Raw genomic sequence first — 17,675 nt, 5'->3', positions numbered from 1 at the left:
GACAACCATTGGCCGTTGCCGGGACGGCGAAGACATCTCCTTTGCCCTTGCGTGGGGCGCGGAGCACCCAGAATGGCCGCGGGCTGAAGCCGCCGCGCGGGCGATGGCTTGAGAACTATCAGCAGACGTTGCTGAGCCCGGCTGTTGGAACTTCGGTCCGACCAACCGCGCGACCACCAAGCGGCAGGACAACCGTAGGGTAGCCGGAGGCGTTCATAAGCCTCGCTTTTCCCTAGCGATCAATACCGAGGGCCTATTGGTGAATAGATCTAGCTCGGAAAACCGGACCCATCTCAAATCGTTCGACTCATCTGACATACCGAGAGGCTCGTTTTCATCTGCTAATAAGATGTAACGAACGTCGTAATGGTAGTGCGCTGGCTCTTTGGCATTCGCCGGAACGAGGTGGATATCAATATCGACAGGCTCGGTGGACATCTGCCGAATTGATTTCAGGCCAGTTTCCTCGTTCGCTTCCTTCAAGGCGACTCTTTCGGGGCATGGGTCGCCGTCACAATGCCCGCCTACCTGTAGCCAAGTATCTAGCTTCTTGTGGTGGGTTAGTATCAATGCGCTGCGCGACTCATTCATTACCCACGCAGAGGCTGTTATATGGGAAAAATTTGGATCGCGGCCAAACGGCTCTCGGACAGATGTGAGCAGGTCAATCGTCCGAACTGCGTTTTGATAATCTCTCTCGTTCTGCTGCGAGGAGGCCTTCAGGGCGTATGTTTCGATCTTTTGTTTGAAGGAGTTTAGATCCGTCACGCAATCCACCCTCAGATCACCGAGCCAATTTTGTCCAGTATGATGGCAGACACGCCCTCATGTGCCGGTAAGGCGATTGCCCTTTCACAAAAGTCTCTCGAATGTTTGCAGTCCTCTTTTGCATGATCCTTGAAGATTCCAATCTCATAAACGGGCCGGTGATTGTATTTCTTCGTATCCGATAACACGCCAATTGCCTCAAGGTCATTTTGCAGCCGGGCGGCAGTCTCTCGCTCCGCCGCAAGCGCAAGAAATCCGTACGTCGAAGGTCTGCTGTTGGACGGAAGTTCGATTGGCGAGACTTGTTTCGATTGTCGGGCGAGTTCGTACAGGCTCCCCCATACAACTTGACGATCGGCAATTCTTTTTTCCAAGCTTCGCACCTGGACGTGCCCTAACGCAGCCAAGGGAGAAGCTAGTTTGAAGTTATAGCCGCTTGATTCAGCGAATGTTCCGTTCTTCCCCAGCCGACCGAACTCTCGCAAGGCCCTCAATCGTACCGCAACTGTCTCATCATCAGTCAGACAGAAGCCACCTTCGCCCGTGAAAAGGAGCTTTCTCTCATGCGTACTGAAGGCTCCGACACGACCATACGTGCCGAGTTTCCTGCTCCCAAGTGTCGCCATGTGAGCATGCGACGCGTCCTCGATAAGGACGATGCCCAGATCTTCACACAACTCCGCCAGCTCAGCTTCCGAAGACGGATACCCCCACATCGCAACCGCCACGACGGCCTGAATTTTGCCCGCGAGGGCAAGGGCTTTTATTTGATCGAAGCTGACACCCACAGTTTCCGGACTGCCGATGTCTACGAAATGTGGTATGCAGCCCGCGCCGATGACGGCCAATGGCGTCATGGTCGGAACTATCGAGGGCACCGCAACGGTAGAACCCGAGGGAATTCCGCTGGCCAGGATCGCCAAAGATACTGCGGTCGTCCCGCTAGAGCAAGCGACCGCGAAACGTGAGCCGAACTCCTCCGCCAAGCCGCGCTCATATTCCTCAATAATTGTTCCCGTTCCCGCAAGTCGGCCACTTGATAGCGTTTCAAAAACAGCCTTGGCCATCTCTTCACTGACAACAGAGTGCTTAATATCAATCACGTTGAATCTCCTGTGCGGCAATATCTGACAAGATTCCGTAAGTAGGGATGAGATCCGAAAAACTCGGCGTGAAACGTTTCTTTGTTCGGACGCAGTCGAGGAAAATCGAAAGCTCCCCGCGATAGCCGACTCGGCTGAAGCCTCTATCTAAAGGACCGGCAGTCCAAGTGTTGCGCCATGACTCACGCGAAGGAAAATCTTCGCGGTGGCTAGGTGTCCAAACGTTGACCTCCCATAACTGCCGACACTCAATAATCGCACCTTGGTTGGTTATTACCTCAAGGCCCCAATAGAATTTTTCAGCAGCATTACCTGTGATCACGGTGCATTCAGTGCCGCTCTCGAATCCAATGTGGGAGAAGATCGTAATCTTGCCGTCGTTCTCAGCGATCCGAGATTTAAAGTGTGCCGGTTGTCCGGCCAAATATATCGCCAAGTCTACAGGGTGAATAGTTTGCGCAAACAGCAATGCTTCAAGTGAGCTGACGCCCCACATCGGCTGCCTTGGGAATCCTGCAAGATGTTTGATGTTTATTGTCGCGGGGGTGCCATAGGCGTTGGTGTCGATTAGCTGTTTTATTTTTTGAATGGCAGTGGCAAACCGGAAGTTCATACCAACACCATTCACGATGTTTAGTTTTTCACTCAGTTCAACCAGATGCCTTAGGTCGCCTAAATTGGTCGCGGGAGGTTTCTCGATGAAGACTGGCTTTTGGGCCTCTAGGGCCGCAATCGCAATTTCGTAGTGTCGATCCGGCGGGCACGCGACCACTAAACAATCCAGGTCGTCATCTTGGAGGATCTCTTCAATGTTGGCGTATGCTTTGGAGATCGAAGCTTGACCCGAGACCTCCTTTCTTAGTTGAGGATCGCGATCGCAAATTGCATCGATCCTTACCTCTTTAAGAGACTGCAGAGTCGGTAACAGCACGTCGCGTCCTTGGGCTCCAAGGCCGACAATTCCTACCTTCACAAACTCAGAAGTTACGCTATCTATAGGCGAAGAAATTATTCCGTCCATCGTCATCAAACTTTCATACTAGGGGGCAAAATACGATGATTGATTTCTCGATAGTGGTTCCTGCATACAACGAAGAGGCGTATATTGCCAAGACCCTGGTAGCGTTGCGACAAAGCATCCAGCTCGTGCCTAAAAATGAGGCAAGTGCGGAGATCGTCGTGGTCGATCATAGCAGCACTGACAACACCGCCCGCGAAGCGAACTTGGCTGATACCATTCTGAACCTGCCGCGAGGGGGAAGCATTGGCTCCGTGCGCAATTTTGGTGCAAAGGGGTCGAAGGGTAAAATGATCGTCTTTGTCGACGCCGACACGATCGTTCCCGAGAACTTTTTCGCGACCTTAGTTGCCTTCGCTGAGGCGGGAGTCGTTGGCGGCGCTGTGCGAGGCTTTTACGAGCCAAAAAGCTGGCTAATTCAACAATATGCGAGATTTTGGGACTGGTATGCTGCTCGATCCAGTAGGCCGATGACGCAGGGTGTTTGCCAGTACATTCGCCGTGAAGAGTTTGAGGCAATCGGCGGATATGATGAGGGTTTGTGGTTTGCAGAGGACACGGATTTTTATTGGCGTCTACATGATCATGCGCAGGAACATGGGAAACTTTTGGGTATTCCAACCGACGTTTTTGTCTTTCCCTCTAGCCGGAGAATGGACAAATGGCCTGCCTGGAAAATGATCTTTTGGACCAATCCCTACATGTCAAAATTTAGGCTGAAGTCGGCTAGGCATTGGCAGAACTGGTACGGAAGGGGAACCGTGCGCTAATTTGACGCGGCCATTCCATCCCGACTCTACTTCCATTATCCCTCGAAGGTTGCAATGATGGATGCCATATTAGGCTGTCATAAAATTCAACTGTAGCGGGTATTTTAGAAAAGACGGATGTTTCGGATGATGTTGATCGGCATCGAGGGTACGGCTCTCGCAGGGAAGACAACGTTGGCAATCCAACTGGCCGCTAAGCTTTCGCATGACGTGGTGATTGTGCCGGAATTCATGTATTTCCTTTTTCCCGGTGGACGGCTTCCCCCTCTGAATCCCCAGACTACGGCTGAGCAACTAAAAGCCATTCGCTTCTTTGCTAATATCAACGCTCAACGAATTTCATTGGCGACTTGCCAGGCGGCGACGGACACCATCTTGCTGATCGACCGAACAGTCGAAACTCTTGTCGCCCACATGTATGGGAGCGCTCGATGGGAGTCCGCATTCATTGACGAATGTTGGGAAGCGGCCACTTCCTTCGCCGGAGAAATCAATCTTGACGCCACCATCCACCTTGATGCGGAACCGGCGACAGTCCAGGCAAGAGCACTGATCGACGCTAACAGACCGAGCTTCTTTGAAAGCTCCGATTTTGTTGAGCGTTTTAATGAGTATTTTCGTTCTTTGCGCAAAGCGTCGTGGCCCTGCAAATCGATAGGGGCCCAGGCACCAATTTCAACCATCGTCGAAGAATGCGTTCAATTCATCGAGGGCTTCCGGGAGCCTCGTTTTGTTTCAGAATGCCGCCACTAGAACTGAGGCCCAATGGCAAAATTTCGATGCGTGCTGTCCGACGTCCACAATGTGGCCATTATGTGGAACCCACTGATTGTAAGTGAACTCGAACACGAGTTCGGTCTGCCGATCGGTACGATTATGACCTCGGCATTCGGTTCAGAAATCGGCTTTGCGGCCACTGTCGGAAGAGTACATCACGAGGATTGGGCAGCCGAGCTTGCGAAGAACCTGCCGTCGGAATTGGTTCGCAGGTGGTTGTCGTACCTGGGAGATCTCAACCATGAATACATTACTCTTCTAAGATCTCTCAAATCTAGCGGCATCCGCGTCGGCTTTGTGACGAATGCCACCTCGCGATTGGAAAAAGAGATGCTGCATCACGGCTTCGCTGATGCCGCCGATTTTATCGTCGCTTCCTATCAGATTGGCAAGGCGAAGCCTGATGCAGAATTCTACAAATTCGCTATCACCAAGGCGGCATGTAGCACCGATCAGATTTTATACATCGACGATGACCCGAGGTTTGTTAGTGCGGGTGCTCGCGCAGGGATAACGTCGATACAATACGTCGGAAACGCGAAGATATATGAGCAATTAGCCGAGCATGGGTTCGACATCTGAATGGTTGAACCATTGCGAGGAGGAGAGCTGCTTTGAGCAACTATATCGGTATTGTGACTTCAAATCGCGGCGCTCTCAGGAACGCTATTTGCTTGTTATTGACCGGCAGTGCCGTCGCATCGGTGGCCCCCTATCAATCGATAATTGCACTTGAGACCCTAAAATTATCTCCGCAGATGTATTCTGCATTCCTAATAGTGGTTTCGGTCGTTTCGCTAGTCTTCTCCATGGCGCTCGGCGCTTTGAGCGACCGACTGAACAGCAGATATGGCATTATGCTTGTCGCGGCAATTTGTGGTTTGCTCGGCCATGTCGCAATGCTGGTAGACTTTGGGACCATCACGTTCGTCGTCGTCCATGCCATCTTGCTTCCGTTCGCTGCGACATTGTTCCAGCAATTTTTTGCATCTATCCGGCAGTTCGCGTCGGCCATGTCAAAGGGCGACGCAGAACTAATAACGTCTGCATCCAGAACATTGATAGCGGGCTCATATGTTCTCATTCCACCGGTGGTCGGGCTTGCTGTCCTTGTGGGTCTTTCGTTCCAGTGGCTCTACACATTCGGCGCTGCATTTTATGCGATTACGATTGTTCTTTTGGCGACCGCGAAGCCGTTGCCCGTAATCCAACCTGCTGAGAAACCCAAGTCTCCCCGCAAAACCAACGGGCGAGTTCTTGTGAACGGAATTCTAATCCCTATCGCGGCGATGTCGCTTTTGGAGGGGGCGCGAAAGATAAACAGCATAATTTTCCCGCTCATCGTCATGAATCAAGCGAGAGGCACTGCGTCTGATGTGGGCTTTTTGGCCGGAGCAATAGCCCTGTTAGAAATTCCAATGATGCTGTTTTGGTCGTCACAGTTAAAGCGCTTTAAAAAATCCACCATAATCGCTGTGGCGGCAATAATATATTCCGTTTACTTGGTCATTCAATCTAATGCTTCGTCTATAGCTGGTATATATCTAATAATTCCGTTGAATGTAATCGGCGCGTCCGCGCTAATGAGTATTAATATTACGTTTTTGCAAGACTTGATTCCGGATCAACTAGGTTTAAGCACTTCTTTGATCTCAGTGACTGGCTTCGCCGGATGGGCGATTGCCTCCGGGACACTCGGGATAGGCGTTTCGTCACTCGGGTACTCAGGATTGTCGGCGGTGGCGGGCATCTTTGCTTTCGTTGCAGCCGTAACGCTATTTGCTCTTCAACGTGGTGCGGCCAGTGCCCCGGAGGAGCAATCTGCAAAAACCTAAATGAGGACACACCTATGCATATCAGCGTAATCATTCCTTACAGGGATCGCATCGATGCTTTGACGAACACGCTTACGTCACTCGTGAGCCAACGCACGCCGAGGCGCTACGAAATATTAGTGGTAGATGATGGGTCGGTTGTCCCTCCACAGAATCTGGTCCTACATAATCTGATTTCGGAGAACATCCGGTACATTTCGCAACGGAATGGCGGAATATCTAAGGCTCGCAATGCGGGCCTTCACGCTTCGTCAGCAGATGTCGTTATCTTCCTTGATTGCGACATGGTCGTTCGGTCAGATTTTGTCGAAAGCCATGCGAAGTTATTCGATTTCTCCGCGTCGCCACTTCTGCAGGTCGGGCCGAGGAGGCAGTTGTCCGTTACCCCGAAGGGCTTGTCTACCGAGGAGATTTTCGAGCTTCCATCAGTTGACGATGATCGAACCGACTTCTTTTCCGTCTTTTCGTCAAGTCTTGCAGAGATAGAGATCGGCTGGCACCTTTGCTTCGGCCACAACATGTCCATGCGCCGGGCGGATGCGATAGCGTTGTCGGGGTTTGATGAGAATTTTCAGGGATGGGGCTTTGAAGATTGCGAGTTTGCCTACCGGTTCCGAAAACTTGGAGGTGAACTTATTTACAACCCCTCTATCGCAGGCCTCCATCAATATCATGAGTTCAAATGGCCAGTAGAAGCTACCCGCTATAAAGCATGGCGGCAGAATTTGGATTACTTTTCGTCCAAGCACCGAGATTTTTCGGTAATGTGCCAGTACATTTTAGATCCATACTTCAACCCAAATAATAATGTATTGGATAATATTTGGACTGAGCTCCTGATCCGAATGGAAAAAATTCTAAGAATTGCCAAAGATCGGCGCGGTAATGCTGAGATAGCTAAAGTTTAATGTGGGGAGGATTGCTGTCCCTCTCCAAATCTTAAGGCGGAGACTGCGACCTTGAAATGGGGAAAGGACAAATCGGCAACAGGCCGTTTCTGATTAAACGAACAATTTCAAATCGTATTTTTGTTGACGAATCGCGTGTAGGTATAAAAAATCGGTAAAGAGGGCTCAGGTAGGGACAATCACATTTGAAACAGGTGGACTGCATCATGCCGTACTTCGAGGGTTGGAAAAGGGACGTACAGCTCCGGGATCTTTCGGAGCAGCAAGGTCTTATAATCAGTTGCCAGCGCTGCGGTTTTAATCGCAAGGCGACAAAAGGCTCACTTTGTGCCTCCCCCGAGCGCGAGCTGATGACGATAGAAGATGTGGAGGTAGACTGCATTTGCATGACCACCGGCTGCCTGGGAAAGGTGAAGATTTCCATGCATGGTAGACACACCGCCCCGTGAGGTCGCCGAGGCAGATAACCCCTTCGCAGCCGCTCCAACCATCACCAGGAAAGCAATATGCGCCGAGATGCCGCAGTCGAGACAAATACTGATAGAGGGGCGCAGCGACGACACCGGCATCTAGAGCAAGCGCGTTTATTCTCGCTTCAGAAGATAGATGACATTCGCCAACGCCTCGGTACCCTCGATTTGGACAACACCACCTCGGTTGCGGTTGTTGGCTCGTTGGCCAGGTTGGAAGCGTCCTCGCAGTCTGACATCGACTTCATTATTCTCGGAAAAACGAACGAGGAAAAGCTACTAACGGCGCTCTCCAAAATCGCGAGGGATCTCGGTCTATCAATTCCAAATCCTCACGGGGTCTTCAATAAGGCCACTGAACTGGTCGATCTGATTGCGAATATCGGAACTGCCGGGGATACTTACGAGAACGTAAGTAAGCGGCTTCTTCTTCTGTTGGAGCACGCATCTGTGGCGAACGCTGATCTCCTTAAGTCCCAGGTGTCGACGATCGCGCACACCTACGTCTTTTCACGTTCCGAGCAGCCTTCATTTACTTTCCTTCTCAACGACGCGATCCGGTACTTCCGGACCGTTTGTGTCAACAACGAGTCCTCTTTTCGGGAGGAAAAGGAAAAATGGGCGCTCAGGAACGTCAAGCTAAAACACAGCCGAATAATCATGCATTGCGGCCTCCTGCTCGTCCTTGCTTGCGCTAGCGGGAAACGCGAGAGCGAAGCCTACGACTGGTTCCTTCGTGCGATTGAGTTGCCTCCTCTCGACAGAATACGTTTCGTCTTCGAGGAATGCCGCGATCGCAATTTCCATATTATAGAAGAAGCATACGACTTCTTTTTGGAAATGATATCTTCTTCAGAGGTTCGATTAAGTTTGAGCAGATTACCCTATGAAGATCGTCATTTGAATATCACATTTCTTTCTCTTGAAAATAACTCAAGAAAATTAACATCGGAACTATACCGATTTCTTCATGAGAACAGCGGCATGTGGTCGCCTAGATTCTTAACGAGACTGATTTTTTAGTGTGAAATTATTTGCACGAGGGCAACAATTGTACGTGTCAAAAGCGATTCCGGGAACAAACATTTATAGCTGGACCGATATGGCTGAACGTCGCAAATCTTGGGTCCGGCCGCAGACGACGGCTACCGTTTATTTCATCCGGCATGGAGAAACCGAGCTGAACAACCAAGGACTTGTGTCAGGAACCTTGGATACCAGGCTTACCGAAAAAGGAAGAATGCAAGCCGCAAACATTCCTTTGACGCTCCTTGAGCCGCCGGATTTGCTAGTTGCGAGCCATCTCACCCGTACGTGGGAAACCGCGAATATCTTCGCCGCGAAGAGAGACATACGGCTGCCAATAATGCGGGACGCAAGAATCTCCGAAGTTGATCTCGGCGTACTGCAAGGGGGGCCGAGAGTTGACGTGCCAGAGTTCGCAGCCGGGAACGTGGATTATGCTCCCGACGGTGGCGAGACTTACCGCCAAGCTGCTCGGCGGGTAGCCTCATTCCTGACTGATCTCGAAATGCTGGCCGATTCCCGTGCTCACCAGACAATATGTGTTTTCACGCATGCCGGAATTATGCGCATCGTCGAAACCTTCTTCAATGATGCTCTGGCCGTTTCCGACATATTCAAAATACGGCCGAATAACGCATCTTTTGCCTCCTACCAACTGTCCACGTGGAAAATTTCAGAAGCGTGGGTTGAAATAGTTTCTATATAAAATTTAGAGGTATCCGTGGCAGACTCAATAGTTCTTGATGACGTTTCACTTAAATCCGTCATGCAAGACGGAAACTATCGAAGGCGTTTCTTGGATGTTGCTACTAAGGCAATTGATACAAGTCGCTCCGATGTTACCGATCTGATGGAGATACCAGATGGCGATCCGGTGATCGCCAGCATATCTTCACTTCTCGCGAAGGCGAAACGCGCCGCCATCCAATCGGAGACTTCCCAAAGGTTGGCTTTGGTTGTCCCGATGTGGAGGGAAGTGCGCCGGTTGCGCCCCAGCGACGAGACCAATCCTCACGGAGAAAATTGCGCCGTCGATAAATTGCTAGCACTCGATTGGCTCTTTTCAGGAACAAAGACGGATTGGCACGTCTTTTTTGTCGATGACGATTGCCCCGAAGGAAGTGGAGATGTTGCGAGTGAACTCATTGCCGCTGCGGGCTTCGAGGGACGAGCCACGGTCCTTAAATTGCAGCAAGGCTACCCGTATTCTAGCGGTCCGCTGTCTAGGCTGACAACCTTGGAGCAGTCAAACAAGGGAGGAGCGGTCGTTTTAGGCTGCCTTGCCGCTGTTGCTGAAGGCTTCGATATCATTGGCTATACTGACTGCGACAACAGCATACATGCTGCGCAATTGGGGCTCCTATTGCCCATTCTGGAATCGTCACCAGTAGCAATTGGAAACCGCTGGGCCAGTAGTCCCTACTCTTGGTTTCATCCCAGCCGCGAAGCTTTCCTCGATAGGCTGCGCATTCTTTTCCACATTCAGCGTCTGCTTGCGGTAACGACGGTGTTTCCGGATGTTGTCTCGCCTTTCAAGCTGTTCCATCGCGAACCGCTGCGGCTCATGTTGGACGATATGGATCGTTTCGATTTCTGTTTTGACTTCGATCTGGCGGGGTCTGCTACGAAACGCTCTTTCGAAGCTCGATGTGAAGGGGTGATCCTTTTCGATTCGCATCTCGAAACCGCATGGAATCATCACGGCCACGGCCGGATCTGGTATCAAAAGCTGAATGGCATGGTCAGTTCCGCTCGGAAATTTGGTCTGCGGCACAACCTTGCTGCTGCTGATCTTGTGGATCGCTATGTGCGCTCCGCTGACGACGTGTCTCGCATCATGGAGGCGGGGCCTCCCGCAGCCATTCTTAAGGCAGATCTGCCGGATTTGGGAAAATCGGAAGTGTTTTCGATGGCGGAGACTGAATTTCACCTGTCGATGGTTTTGGGTTGAGGGAGGCTGACATGCAGCGTGTAGCTCTTTTTGTTTGCGCGTTTCTTATCGGTACAGGATACGCGACGCTTCTGCCCTACATCGCCGTTGTGGCGATAGACGGCATAGGCCTTTCGCCTGCAGTCTATGGCAGTCTGACCGTGGCGTTTTCGGTGACCGTCATTGCCGTTTCCTTCTTCCTTGGGCAGCTATTCGATCGCATAAATAACAGGGCTTCGCTTGTCGTCCTATGCGCGGTAGTTGCGATCGTCGGTATGCTTTCGATATTCTTCCTTCGCACAGAAGCAGCATTCGCTGTGATATATTGCTTGTGCCTGCCCTTCAGTGCCGTGCTCTTTTCCCAAATGTTCGGATATGCAAGGTTATATCTGGCGGCAACGCACGAGGACTCTGAGCGGCCGATTTCTTGGCTACGCAGCACGTTTTCTCTAGCGTGGGTAATTTCACCTCCCATCGTAGCGGTCGTTATCGCAAAGTACTCCGCTTACTCTATTCTGCTGCTGGTTCCGGCATTATACACACTCGTGGCGGCGATTTTCGGATGCATCTGGTTTTCGAATCGAGCCAACGATCTAAGGGATACGCAAACGAAGCCGACGCCTCCGCAGCCCATCAATTGGGAAACAGTGCGTGACGTCTGGCTTGGCGTGTTGGGAATGATTTGTATCCGGGTAGGGCTGACGCTTTCCGGTATGGCGATCCCGTTGTTTGTCTTGAACGACCTAAAAGGGACCGCAAGCGACGTCGGCTACGCGGTCTCTATTCCGGCGCTGGTTGAGGTGCCCCTAATCATTTTCTGGGGGACTTTGGCAGGTCGTTACGGCAAAGTAGCGGTAATTGCGTTTTCAGCGCTCTTGTTTGCCATCTACCTCCTCCTCGTCTCGGTAGTTGCCACGCCCATTCAATTGCTTGGCCTACAGATCTTGAACGGCGTAGCGGCTGCCTGCCTCATTTCCGTCTCGATAGGGTATTTGCAGGAAGTGATACCGGGACGCCTCGGCCTTTCCACTTCGCTGATCGACGTCGTCTCAGTCACTGCCACCGCCGCAAGCGCTGTTCTGTTCGGGTACGCGGCGAGCTTCAACTACCGTTCGGTCTTCGCCTTCGCGGCTCTCGTCGTCGTGATTGGGGTAGCCGCGATGTCCACCGAATATGCACGCAACTCGCGCCTTAGAAGCCAACGCAGTTAAGAGGGGAGCATTGTGGAAAAAAGGATCGTCAGTACGTTTGATGAGGCTACCAGAATTTTGGGTTGCCCCCATGCGATAGCGAACAGGAAACGAGAAGATTACGACAAGATTGCACGCATAGACCCATTGGTTGCGGCCCAGGTCGAGCGCTTTTTTCAGCAATGGCCCATGTACAACGACGGCGAGAGGCACTTGGCTGTCAGGAAGAGGCTGTTGGAAAGTATCAGCAGCTACGAATACAAGCAGCGTGACATGGTTCGCGCGAGTCTAGCTGAACTCTTTAGGAGAGATCGCATAACCGCTGACGATCTGATGATGGCAGTCTTACGCTGGCACTCGATGTATTTCGGCGTCAGCCTAGAGGCGGATCTGGAATTGATGCAAATGTCCGATCCGCTGATCGAACTGGTAATATTCCATGATTACACTAAGGTCGATGAAGCAGCGAAAGCGTTGTCCTACATCGATAATTTCTTTGGGTCCGAACGTTTTGCTTCGGATGGATTGGTAGGCGCTCTAATACGTCGAGGAAATGACGTAGGAGCGATCATGAACCTACTGATCGATTCCTACACGCCGATGATCGCCGCAGCGACCAGCGTACTATATCGAGCCGCTGAACTGGAAGCGGGCAGGGATCTGTCTCGTCCCGAACGCGAGAGGTTTCTCCTCGATGCCCTTGGGAAGATGCCGCCTTTCCGCTTCATCAACAGACTATATCCTGATGAACAGGAACAACCCAGGTGGGTGGGTATCGACGTGCTACGGTGTAACGGTGCGCTCTTAGAAAAGAACAATAAGCGCGAAGCCCTTGGGGTTACGTTCGGCAGTGGCCGTCACATGTGTTTAGGGTTCGCGCCTGCAATCGACTTCCTGGACGATCTGCTGGTTGAAGCGCGTTCCTCTAAATTTGAGCGCGTTTTCGAAGTAGAGGGAGCAATCGACCTGACGGGCCCTGTTTCCACGGTGCGTGACTTTAACGCACGTAAGAGACAGAGGGAATTGAGCACAGCGCCTTCGTTAGCCCAACCACGCTGGCGATAGAGGCCCGCTAGTCACCAACACTATCAGATATCAGGTTCAACTCGCGGGAAAATGATCAGTAACAGCACAGAGAAATTTAAGACTGAGTGCTTTGTCACAGGCCTCTATGTCCGCGCTGAAGGGAGTTCGTACACATCAAGAGTCGGCGAACTTACGTTGGACCTTCAGGGGATAGTTCATGAGTCCACAAGAAACTCGAAATATCGAGGTTTCACCCGAACATCCGACCGACGAGTACCTTGGCTTCCTATAGACACCGAAATCAGGAATCAGAGACAAATCAGTATGCTCTCCGTCGAAGATCTCGACGCCCTAGCAGTGTCATTGGGAATATCGAAAATTGACCCGGAATGGCTAAATGCCAATTTTTTGATCAGTGGATTAGAAGACTTTTCGTCTCTTCCACGCGGAACAAGAATGCGTCTGCCCAACGGCGGATGTATTCTTGTCGAAGACAGGACATACCCGTGTCGGGGCTCCGGCGCGGCGGTGAAAGAGTTCTATCCTCACCGTAGCAACTTAGAACTTGAGTTCGTTGCGGCGGCGGCCACCCTTCGAGGTCTACTCTGCACCATCGAACTCGGCGGCAACGTCGTTGAAGGAGATCGGCTCGAAGTTTTGGTGCCCAAGCAATGGATCTGGACGCCAGAACGAGGACGGTAAGGTGAATTATGGCGCTCCTCGATTCCTCATTTAGCGCGGTGTCAGCGATAGAACTCGAGCTGTCTAAGTCGCAATTTGCAAGATTATCCTATTGGCTTTGAAGGAGGGGCCGCATTTGATCGATCTCGATGTGCATCCAACTACGTCTCCAGCGGCGGGCATATTACGATGATCCGAACGAAGGTCGATACGCTGTGGTTCAACCGGTGCTCAGCCTTTCACCTGCAGTTTTCCCCAATCCCGAGGCAGTGTCAAAGCTTTGTGCGCTAACCATTGATCTCGACTTCGGGACGTGCAAGCCTCTGAAGCTGCTATCTTTGTCAAAACGCCGGAGCCGCCAGAATTGCGGACGCTTCGGTCAGGGCTGCCCCCATGCGCCGTCCTTGTCGGCGCTCGCCGCCATATGCCCGAGTTCGTCCCAAAGGCTTTCAGCAAAACTGCGCAGAACGGTGAGTTCGAAGCTGTCGTCGCCGGTGCGGACGATCTGTACGGAGAGATGACCGATCATCGTCATAACAGAATGGCCCTCCGGGAAGATGGAAGGATCCAGATCGACGGCGGTGCCTTTCGACAGAAGCAGCCGCGAAGAGCGGCCGGAGACGCCGATGCGCACACGCCCGTGGCTCTGGTCCATGACGTAGGCCTTTCCCGCAAGTGCGACTGCGAGAGCATCGAGGCCGGCGGGGCTAAGCGGCTCGTCGCCGGCGATGAACCATTGGCGGAAGCCCGCCTTGCGGATCGAACTTTTCGCAAAGCCTGCCTTAGCCAATTCCGCGGCGAGCGCGGTGGGCTCGATTGCGCCGAGCACATGCAGGAGATGGCCCTCCGGCAAGGCTTCCAGCCGGATGCCCGCCCCTGAGATGCCGGTATATCTAGTCCCGGCCAGAACCGGTTTGTGTTGCGGAAGATCAGGCATGGAGCTTCTCGTTTTCGGGATCGATGAAGACGGGATGGCAGAGCACCGCATCGGTGAATTCGTTGCGCAGGCCGTTCCAGACCGTCACCTTTTCACCGATGCGCTCCGGCCCGCGCCGGACGAGCGCCAGGCCGATCGTATGGCCGAGCGTCGGCGAGAAAGCGCTCGATGTGACGTAGCCCTGATCGTTTTCGAGCGTCGCCGCAGCGCCCTCGGCAAGGATATGCGAACCGGTGCGGAAGCCGCTTGCCGGATTGAGCGGCTTGACGCCGACAAGGCGCGGGCGCTCGGGATCCTGCAGGCCGTCGCGGGCGAGCATTGCCTTGCCGATGAAATCCGGCTTGGTTGATGAAACCATGCGGCCGAAACCGAGATCGCCTGGCGTGACCGTGCCGTTGATCTCCGCGTGAGTGACATGGCCTTTCTCGATGCGGAGAACGCCGAGCGCTTCGGCGCCATAAGCGCAGATGCCGTGTTTCTCACCTGATGCCATGATCGCGTCGGCAACGCTCTCGCCATAGCCGGCCGGCACCGCCAGCTCGTAGGCGAGTTCGCCGGAGAAGGAGATGCGGAAAAGCCGGCCTTCGATGCGGCCGCCAAACAGTGAAACCTTGCGGGCGCTCATGAAGGGGAAGGCTGCATCCGACAGATCCTCGTCGACGATCTCGGAGAGGATGGCGCGCGACTTCGGTCCGGCAACGGCCATCTGCGCCCATTGATCGGTCGAGGAGGCGAAGCAGACGTCGAGCTCCGGCCAGAGGGTCTGGGCGCAGAATTCGAGATGGGTCAGAACGCCGGCAGCAAGTGCGGTCGTCGTCGTCATGAAGAAGTGATCGTCGCTGAAGCGGCTGGTGGTGCCGTCGTCATAGATGAAGCCATCCTCGCGCAGCATGATGCCGTAACGCGCCTTGCCGACAGCAAGCTTGGCGAAGCCGTTGCAATAGATACGATCGAGGAAAGCAGCCGCATCCTTACCGAAGATTTCGATCTTGCCGAGGGTCGAGACGTCGCAGAGGCCGGCATTTTTGCGGATGTTCAACACTTCGCGGTCGACGCTTTCGCGCCACGTCGTTTCGCCGACGCGCGGAAACCAGGAAGAACGATACCAGAGGCCGGTTTCGACGAAGACCGCGCCGTTCTTTTCAGCCCAGCCGTGCAGCGGTGATTTCCGCGCCGGCTGGAAATCCTTGCCGCGCGATGCCCCGGTCAAAGCGCCGAAGGAAACCGGCGTATAGAAGGGCCGAAAGGTCGTCGTTCCCACCTCGGCGGGCGACACGCCACGCGCCTCGGCGAGGATGCCGATGGCGTTGATGTTGGAAAGCTTGCCCTGGTCTGTCGCCATGCCTGATGTGGTGTAGCGCTTGGCGAGTTCGACGTGGCCGTAGCCTTCGCGGACGGCGAGACCCAAATCCTTGAGATGCACGTCGTTCTGGTAATCGACGAAAGCCTTGCCCTTCGAGCCCTTGACCGACCAGAGCGGCTTTGCCTGTGCATCCGCCTCGGAAGCAGCAGCAAAGGCCGGCTCCGCCGCTGCAAAGCCAATCGCCTTCAACGCCGCCGCCGCCTTTGCGGCGCCATCACCGAGGCAGGCCGTGGTTTGCCCCATGCCGGCTGCCGCGCCGGCAACGGCAAGGCCCTCCTGCTGGACAGGCGCCAGAAACGCCGAGGCCTCGTCCGACCATTGCGGCTTCGCCCCGCGATGGCAGGCAAGGTGGATGATCGGGCTCCAGCCGCCCGACATGGCAAGCGCATCCGCTTCGATCCGGCGAAGGCCGTCTTTGGTTTCGACGCTGACGCCGCGCAGGCGCTTGCCGCCGAACGCATCGATGATCCGGGCGCCCTTCAGCACTTCAGCGCGGCCCTGCCAGCCCTTGCCGCCATCGGCGCGGCTGTCGACGATCGCCGCGACGGCGAGGCCGGCGGCTTCAAGGTCGGCGGCGGTGTCATATGCAGTATCGTTGGTGGTGAAGATCACCGTGTTTTGGCCGGGCGCCACCGCCTGCCGGTTGAGATAGCTGCGCATGGCGCCTGCCATCATCACACCGGGAATATCGTTACCGCCGAAGACGAGCGGCCGTTCTTCGGCGCCGGTCGCCAGGATCGCCTGGCGGGCGACGATGCGCCACAAGCGTTCGACCGGACGATCCGGATCGGGCATCGCCACATGTTTCTGCACCCGTTCGACGGCGCCGAAGACATTGTCGTCGTACCAGCCGAACACCGTCATGCGCGGCAGGCGGCGCACGTTCTCCAGGCCCTCCAGTTCGGTAAGCAGTTCTTGGAGAAGAGCGCCCGCCGGCTTGCCGTCGCCAGAAACGTTGTCGGAAAGCAGGCTGCCGCCGAGTTCGGGGCCCTCGTCGGCGAGGATGACGCGCGCGCCGGCGCGGCCGGCAGTCAGCGCTGCGGCAAGGCCGGCAGGGCCGGCGCCGATCACCAGCAGATCGCAATGCGCCCAGCATTTCTCGTAGGAATCGGGATCGGCTTCGTAAGAGGCTCTGCCGAGGCCGGCCGCCTTGCGGATCACCGGCTCGTAGAGTTTTTCCCAGAGGGCTGCCGGCCACATGAAGGTCTTGTAGTAAAAACCGGCGCTGAGGAAGGGCGAGAGCAGCCCGTTGACCGCGCCGACATCGAAGCCGAGCGACGGCCAGCGGTTCTGGCTCTTTGCCGTCAGCCCCTGATAAAGCTCGATCATCGTGGCGCGTGTGTTCGGTTCGGTGCGCCCGCCACTGCCTGTCGTCACCAGTGCGTTCGGTTCGGCAGCGCCCGCCGTCAGGATGCCGCGCGGGCGGTGATATTTGAAGCTGCGGCCGACGAGCTTGATACCGTTGGCAAGCAGCGCCGAGGCAAGCGTATCGCCCGGATGGCCTTCGAGGGGCCTGCCGTCGAAGGTGAAGCCGAGCGAAGTGGCGCGGTCGATGCGGCCGCCGGAGGAAAGACGGAAGCTCGTCATGCCGATTCTCCGCCGAGCTTCGCAAGGGCGGCATCCCTGACGCCGTGGACGGCATGGGTGACGGTATCGCGCTCGACGATCAGCCAGCGGCGGCATCCGGAGGCGTGGTGCCAGTATTCGCTGTGCCGGCCGCGCGGATTGTCGCGCAGATAGACATAGTCGAACCAGACATCCGCGCCGGCATCCGGCGCCGGCCGAACAAGGTTCGCATCGCCGCGGATCGAGAATTCCTCCTTGGGTCGGACGCCGCAATGGGGACAGGAAATCAGGCTCGCCATGGTCGAAT

The 17,675-nt window shown here is 54.4% G+C and carries 17 protein-coding genes; 11 read left to right on the top strand and 6 right to left on the bottom strand.

What is annotated here, in order from left to right; translation table 11 throughout:
• Nucleotides 1–213: 213 nt before the first annotated feature.
• The 3 genes from QMO82_RS32430 to QMO82_RS32420 are packed head-to-tail and all read right to left on the bottom strand — an operon-like array spanning nucleotide 214 to nucleotide 2,898.
• Nucleotides 214–768 carry an NUDIX hydrolase gene (locus QMO82_RS32430; protein ID WP_183608772.1) on the bottom strand — a complete coding sequence of 185 codons (555 nt, stop codon included), beginning with the start codon at nucleotides 766–768 and terminating at the stop codon, nucleotides 214–216.
• A gap of 11 nt (nucleotides 769–779) precedes the next feature.
• Nucleotides 780–1,871 carry a DegT/DnrJ/EryC1/StrS aminotransferase family protein gene (locus tag QMO82_RS32425; RefSeq protein WP_183608771.1) on the bottom strand — a complete coding sequence of 364 codons (1,092 nt, stop codon included), beginning with the start codon at nucleotides 1,869–1,871 and terminating at the stop codon, nucleotides 780–782.
• Nucleotides 1,864–2,898 carry a Gfo/Idh/MocA family protein gene (locus tag QMO82_RS32420; protein ID WP_183608770.1) on the bottom strand — a complete coding sequence of 345 codons (1,035 nt, stop codon included), beginning with the start codon at nucleotides 2,896–2,898 and terminating at the stop codon, nucleotides 1,864–1,866. The genes QMO82_RS32425 and QMO82_RS32420 overlap by 8 nt, the downstream gene beginning before the upstream one ends.
• Before the next feature lie 29 nt (nucleotides 2,899–2,927).
• On the opposite strand from QMO82_RS32420, the gene QMO82_RS32415 reads away from it, so the two are divergent.
• From QMO82_RS32415 to QMO82_RS32365, 11 genes are all read left to right on the top strand, one after another.
• Nucleotides 2,928–3,659, top strand: a complete 732-nt coding sequence (locus QMO82_RS32415) for a glycosyltransferase (protein WP_183608769.1) — start codon at nucleotides 2,928–2,930, stop codon at nucleotides 3,657–3,659.
• 126 nt (nucleotides 3,660–3,785) lie between these two features.
• A complete protein-coding gene (locus QMO82_RS32410; RefSeq protein ID WP_183608768.1) occupies nucleotides 3,786–4,412 on the top strand; it encodes an AAA family ATPase in 627 nt (208 codons plus the stop codon).
• Nucleotides 4,413–4,424: 12 nt separating this feature from the next.
• Nucleotides 4,425–5,018, top strand: a complete 594-nt coding sequence (locus QMO82_RS32405) for an HAD family hydrolase (RefSeq protein ID WP_183608767.1) — start codon at nucleotides 4,425–4,427, stop codon at nucleotides 5,016–5,018.
• Nucleotides 5,019–5,050: 32 nt separating this feature from the next.
• Complete coding sequence (locus QMO82_RS32400) at nucleotides 5,051–6,271, top strand: MFS transporter (protein WP_183608766.1); 1,221 nt, start codon at nucleotides 5,051–5,053, stop codon at nucleotides 6,269–6,271.
• 14 nt (nucleotides 6,272–6,285) lie between these two features.
• Nucleotides 6,286–7,179 carry a glycosyltransferase family 2 protein gene (locus QMO82_RS32395; protein WP_183608765.1) on the top strand — a complete coding sequence of 298 codons (894 nt, stop codon included), beginning with the start codon at nucleotides 6,286–6,288 and terminating at the stop codon, nucleotides 7,177–7,179.
• A gap of 506 nt (nucleotides 7,180–7,685) precedes the next feature.
• A complete protein-coding gene (locus QMO82_RS32390; protein ID WP_272784126.1) occupies nucleotides 7,686–8,672 on the top strand; it encodes a nucleotidyltransferase domain-containing protein in 987 nt (328 codons plus the stop codon).
• 1 nt (nucleotide 8,673) lies between these two features.
• Nucleotides 8,674–9,381, top strand: a complete 708-nt coding sequence (locus tag QMO82_RS32385) for a histidine phosphatase family protein (protein ID WP_183608763.1) — start codon at nucleotides 8,674–8,676, stop codon at nucleotides 9,379–9,381.
• 15 nt (nucleotides 9,382–9,396) lie between these two features.
• On the top strand, nucleotides 9,397–10,626 hold the full coding sequence (locus tag QMO82_RS32380; protein ID WP_183608762.1) for a glycosyltransferase: 1,230 nt from the start codon (nucleotides 9,397–9,399) through the stop codon (nucleotides 10,624–10,626).
• A gap of 11 nt (nucleotides 10,627–10,637) precedes the next feature.
• Entirely contained in the window at nucleotides 10,638–11,816 is a 1,179-nt protein-coding gene (locus QMO82_RS32375) for an MFS transporter (protein ID WP_183608761.1), read from the top strand.
• 12 nt (nucleotides 11,817–11,828) lie between these two features.
• On the top strand, nucleotides 11,829–12,860 hold the full coding sequence (locus QMO82_RS32370; protein WP_183608760.1) for a hypothetical protein: 1,032 nt from the start codon (nucleotides 11,829–11,831) through the stop codon (nucleotides 12,858–12,860).
• A 285-nt stretch (nucleotides 12,861–13,145) separates the two neighbouring features.
• Nucleotides 13,146–13,523: a hypothetical protein gene (locus QMO82_RS32365; RefSeq protein WP_183608759.1), complete on the top strand. Its 378-nt coding sequence runs from the start codon at nucleotides 13,146–13,148 to the stop codon at nucleotides 13,521–13,523.
• Nucleotides 13,524–13,881: 358 nt separating this feature from the next.
• Here the strand turns inward: QMO82_RS32365 and QMO82_RS32360 are convergent, their stop codons facing one another.
• Genes QMO82_RS32360 through QMO82_RS32350 form a run of 3 tightly spaced genes read right to left on the bottom strand, consistent with a single transcriptional unit; the run spans nucleotide 13,882 to nucleotide 17,667 of the window.
• Nucleotides 13,882–14,439, bottom strand: a complete 558-nt coding sequence (locus QMO82_RS32360) for a sarcosine oxidase subunit gamma family protein (protein WP_183608758.1) — start codon at nucleotides 14,437–14,439, stop codon at nucleotides 13,882–13,884.
• Entirely contained in the window at nucleotides 14,432–17,389 is a 2,958-nt protein-coding gene (locus QMO82_RS32355; RefSeq protein ID WP_183608757.1) for a sarcosine oxidase subunit alpha family protein, read from the bottom strand. Before QMO82_RS32355 ends, QMO82_RS32360 begins: the two co-directional genes overlap by 8 nt.
• On the bottom strand, nucleotides 17,386–17,667 hold the full coding sequence (locus QMO82_RS32350; RefSeq protein ID WP_183608756.1) for a sarcosine oxidase subunit delta: 282 nt from the start codon (nucleotides 17,665–17,667) through the stop codon (nucleotides 17,386–17,388). Before QMO82_RS32350 ends, QMO82_RS32355 begins: the two co-directional genes overlap by 4 nt.
• Nucleotides 17,668–17,675 lie beyond the last annotated feature (8 nt).

The organism is Rhizobium sp. BT04 (assembly GCF_030053135.1).
In the GTDB taxonomy this organism is placed as follows: Bacteria; Pseudomonadota; Alphaproteobacteria; order Rhizobiales; family Rhizobiaceae; genus Rhizobium; species Rhizobium binxianense.
Note: the sequence above shows the minus strand (reverse complement) of the source record. Positions and strands in the feature narration are given on the sequence as shown.

What these genes read in the sequence shown, in the direction of transcription:
- QMO82_RS32420 (WP_183608770.1), bottom strand. Translation starts at nt 2,898, where the DNA reads ATGACGATGGACGGAATAATTTCTTCGCCTATAGATAGCGTAACTTCT.
- QMO82_RS32415 (WP_183608769.1), top strand. Translation starts at nt 2,928, where the DNA reads ATGATTGATTTCTCGATAGTGGTTCCTGCATACAACGAAGAGGCGTAT.
- QMO82_RS32410 (WP_183608768.1), top strand. Translation starts at nt 3,786, where the DNA reads ATGATGTTGATCGGCATCGAGGGTACGGCTCTCGCAGGGAAGACAACG.
- QMO82_RS32405 (WP_183608767.1), top strand. Translation starts at nt 4,425, where the DNA reads ATGGCAAAATTTCGATGCGTGCTGTCCGACGTCCACAATGTGGCCATT.
- QMO82_RS32395 (WP_183608765.1), top strand. Translation starts at nt 6,286, where the DNA reads ATGCATATCAGCGTAATCATTCCTTACAGGGATCGCATCGATGCTTTG.
- QMO82_RS32390 (WP_272784126.1), top strand. Translation starts at nt 7,686, where the DNA reads ATGCGCCGAGATGCCGCAGTCGAGACAAATACTGATAGAGGGGCGCAG.
- QMO82_RS32375 (WP_183608761.1), top strand. Translation starts at nt 10,638, where the DNA reads ATGCAGCGTGTAGCTCTTTTTGTTTGCGCGTTTCTTATCGGTACAGGA.
- QMO82_RS32365 (WP_183608759.1), top strand. Translation starts at nt 13,146, where the DNA reads ATGCTCTCCGTCGAAGATCTCGACGCCCTAGCAGTGTCATTGGGAATA.
- QMO82_RS32360 (WP_183608758.1), bottom strand. Translation starts at nt 14,439, where the DNA reads ATGCCTGATCTTCCGCAACACAAACCGGTTCTGGCCGGGACTAGATAT.
- QMO82_RS32355 (WP_183608757.1), bottom strand. Translation starts at nt 17,389, where the DNA reads ATGACGAGCTTCCGTCTTTCCTCCGGCGGCCGCATCGACCGCGCCACT.
- QMO82_RS32350 (WP_183608756.1), bottom strand. Translation starts at nt 17,667, where the DNA reads ATGGCGAGCCTGATTTCCTGTCCCCATTGCGGCGTCCGACCCAAGGAG.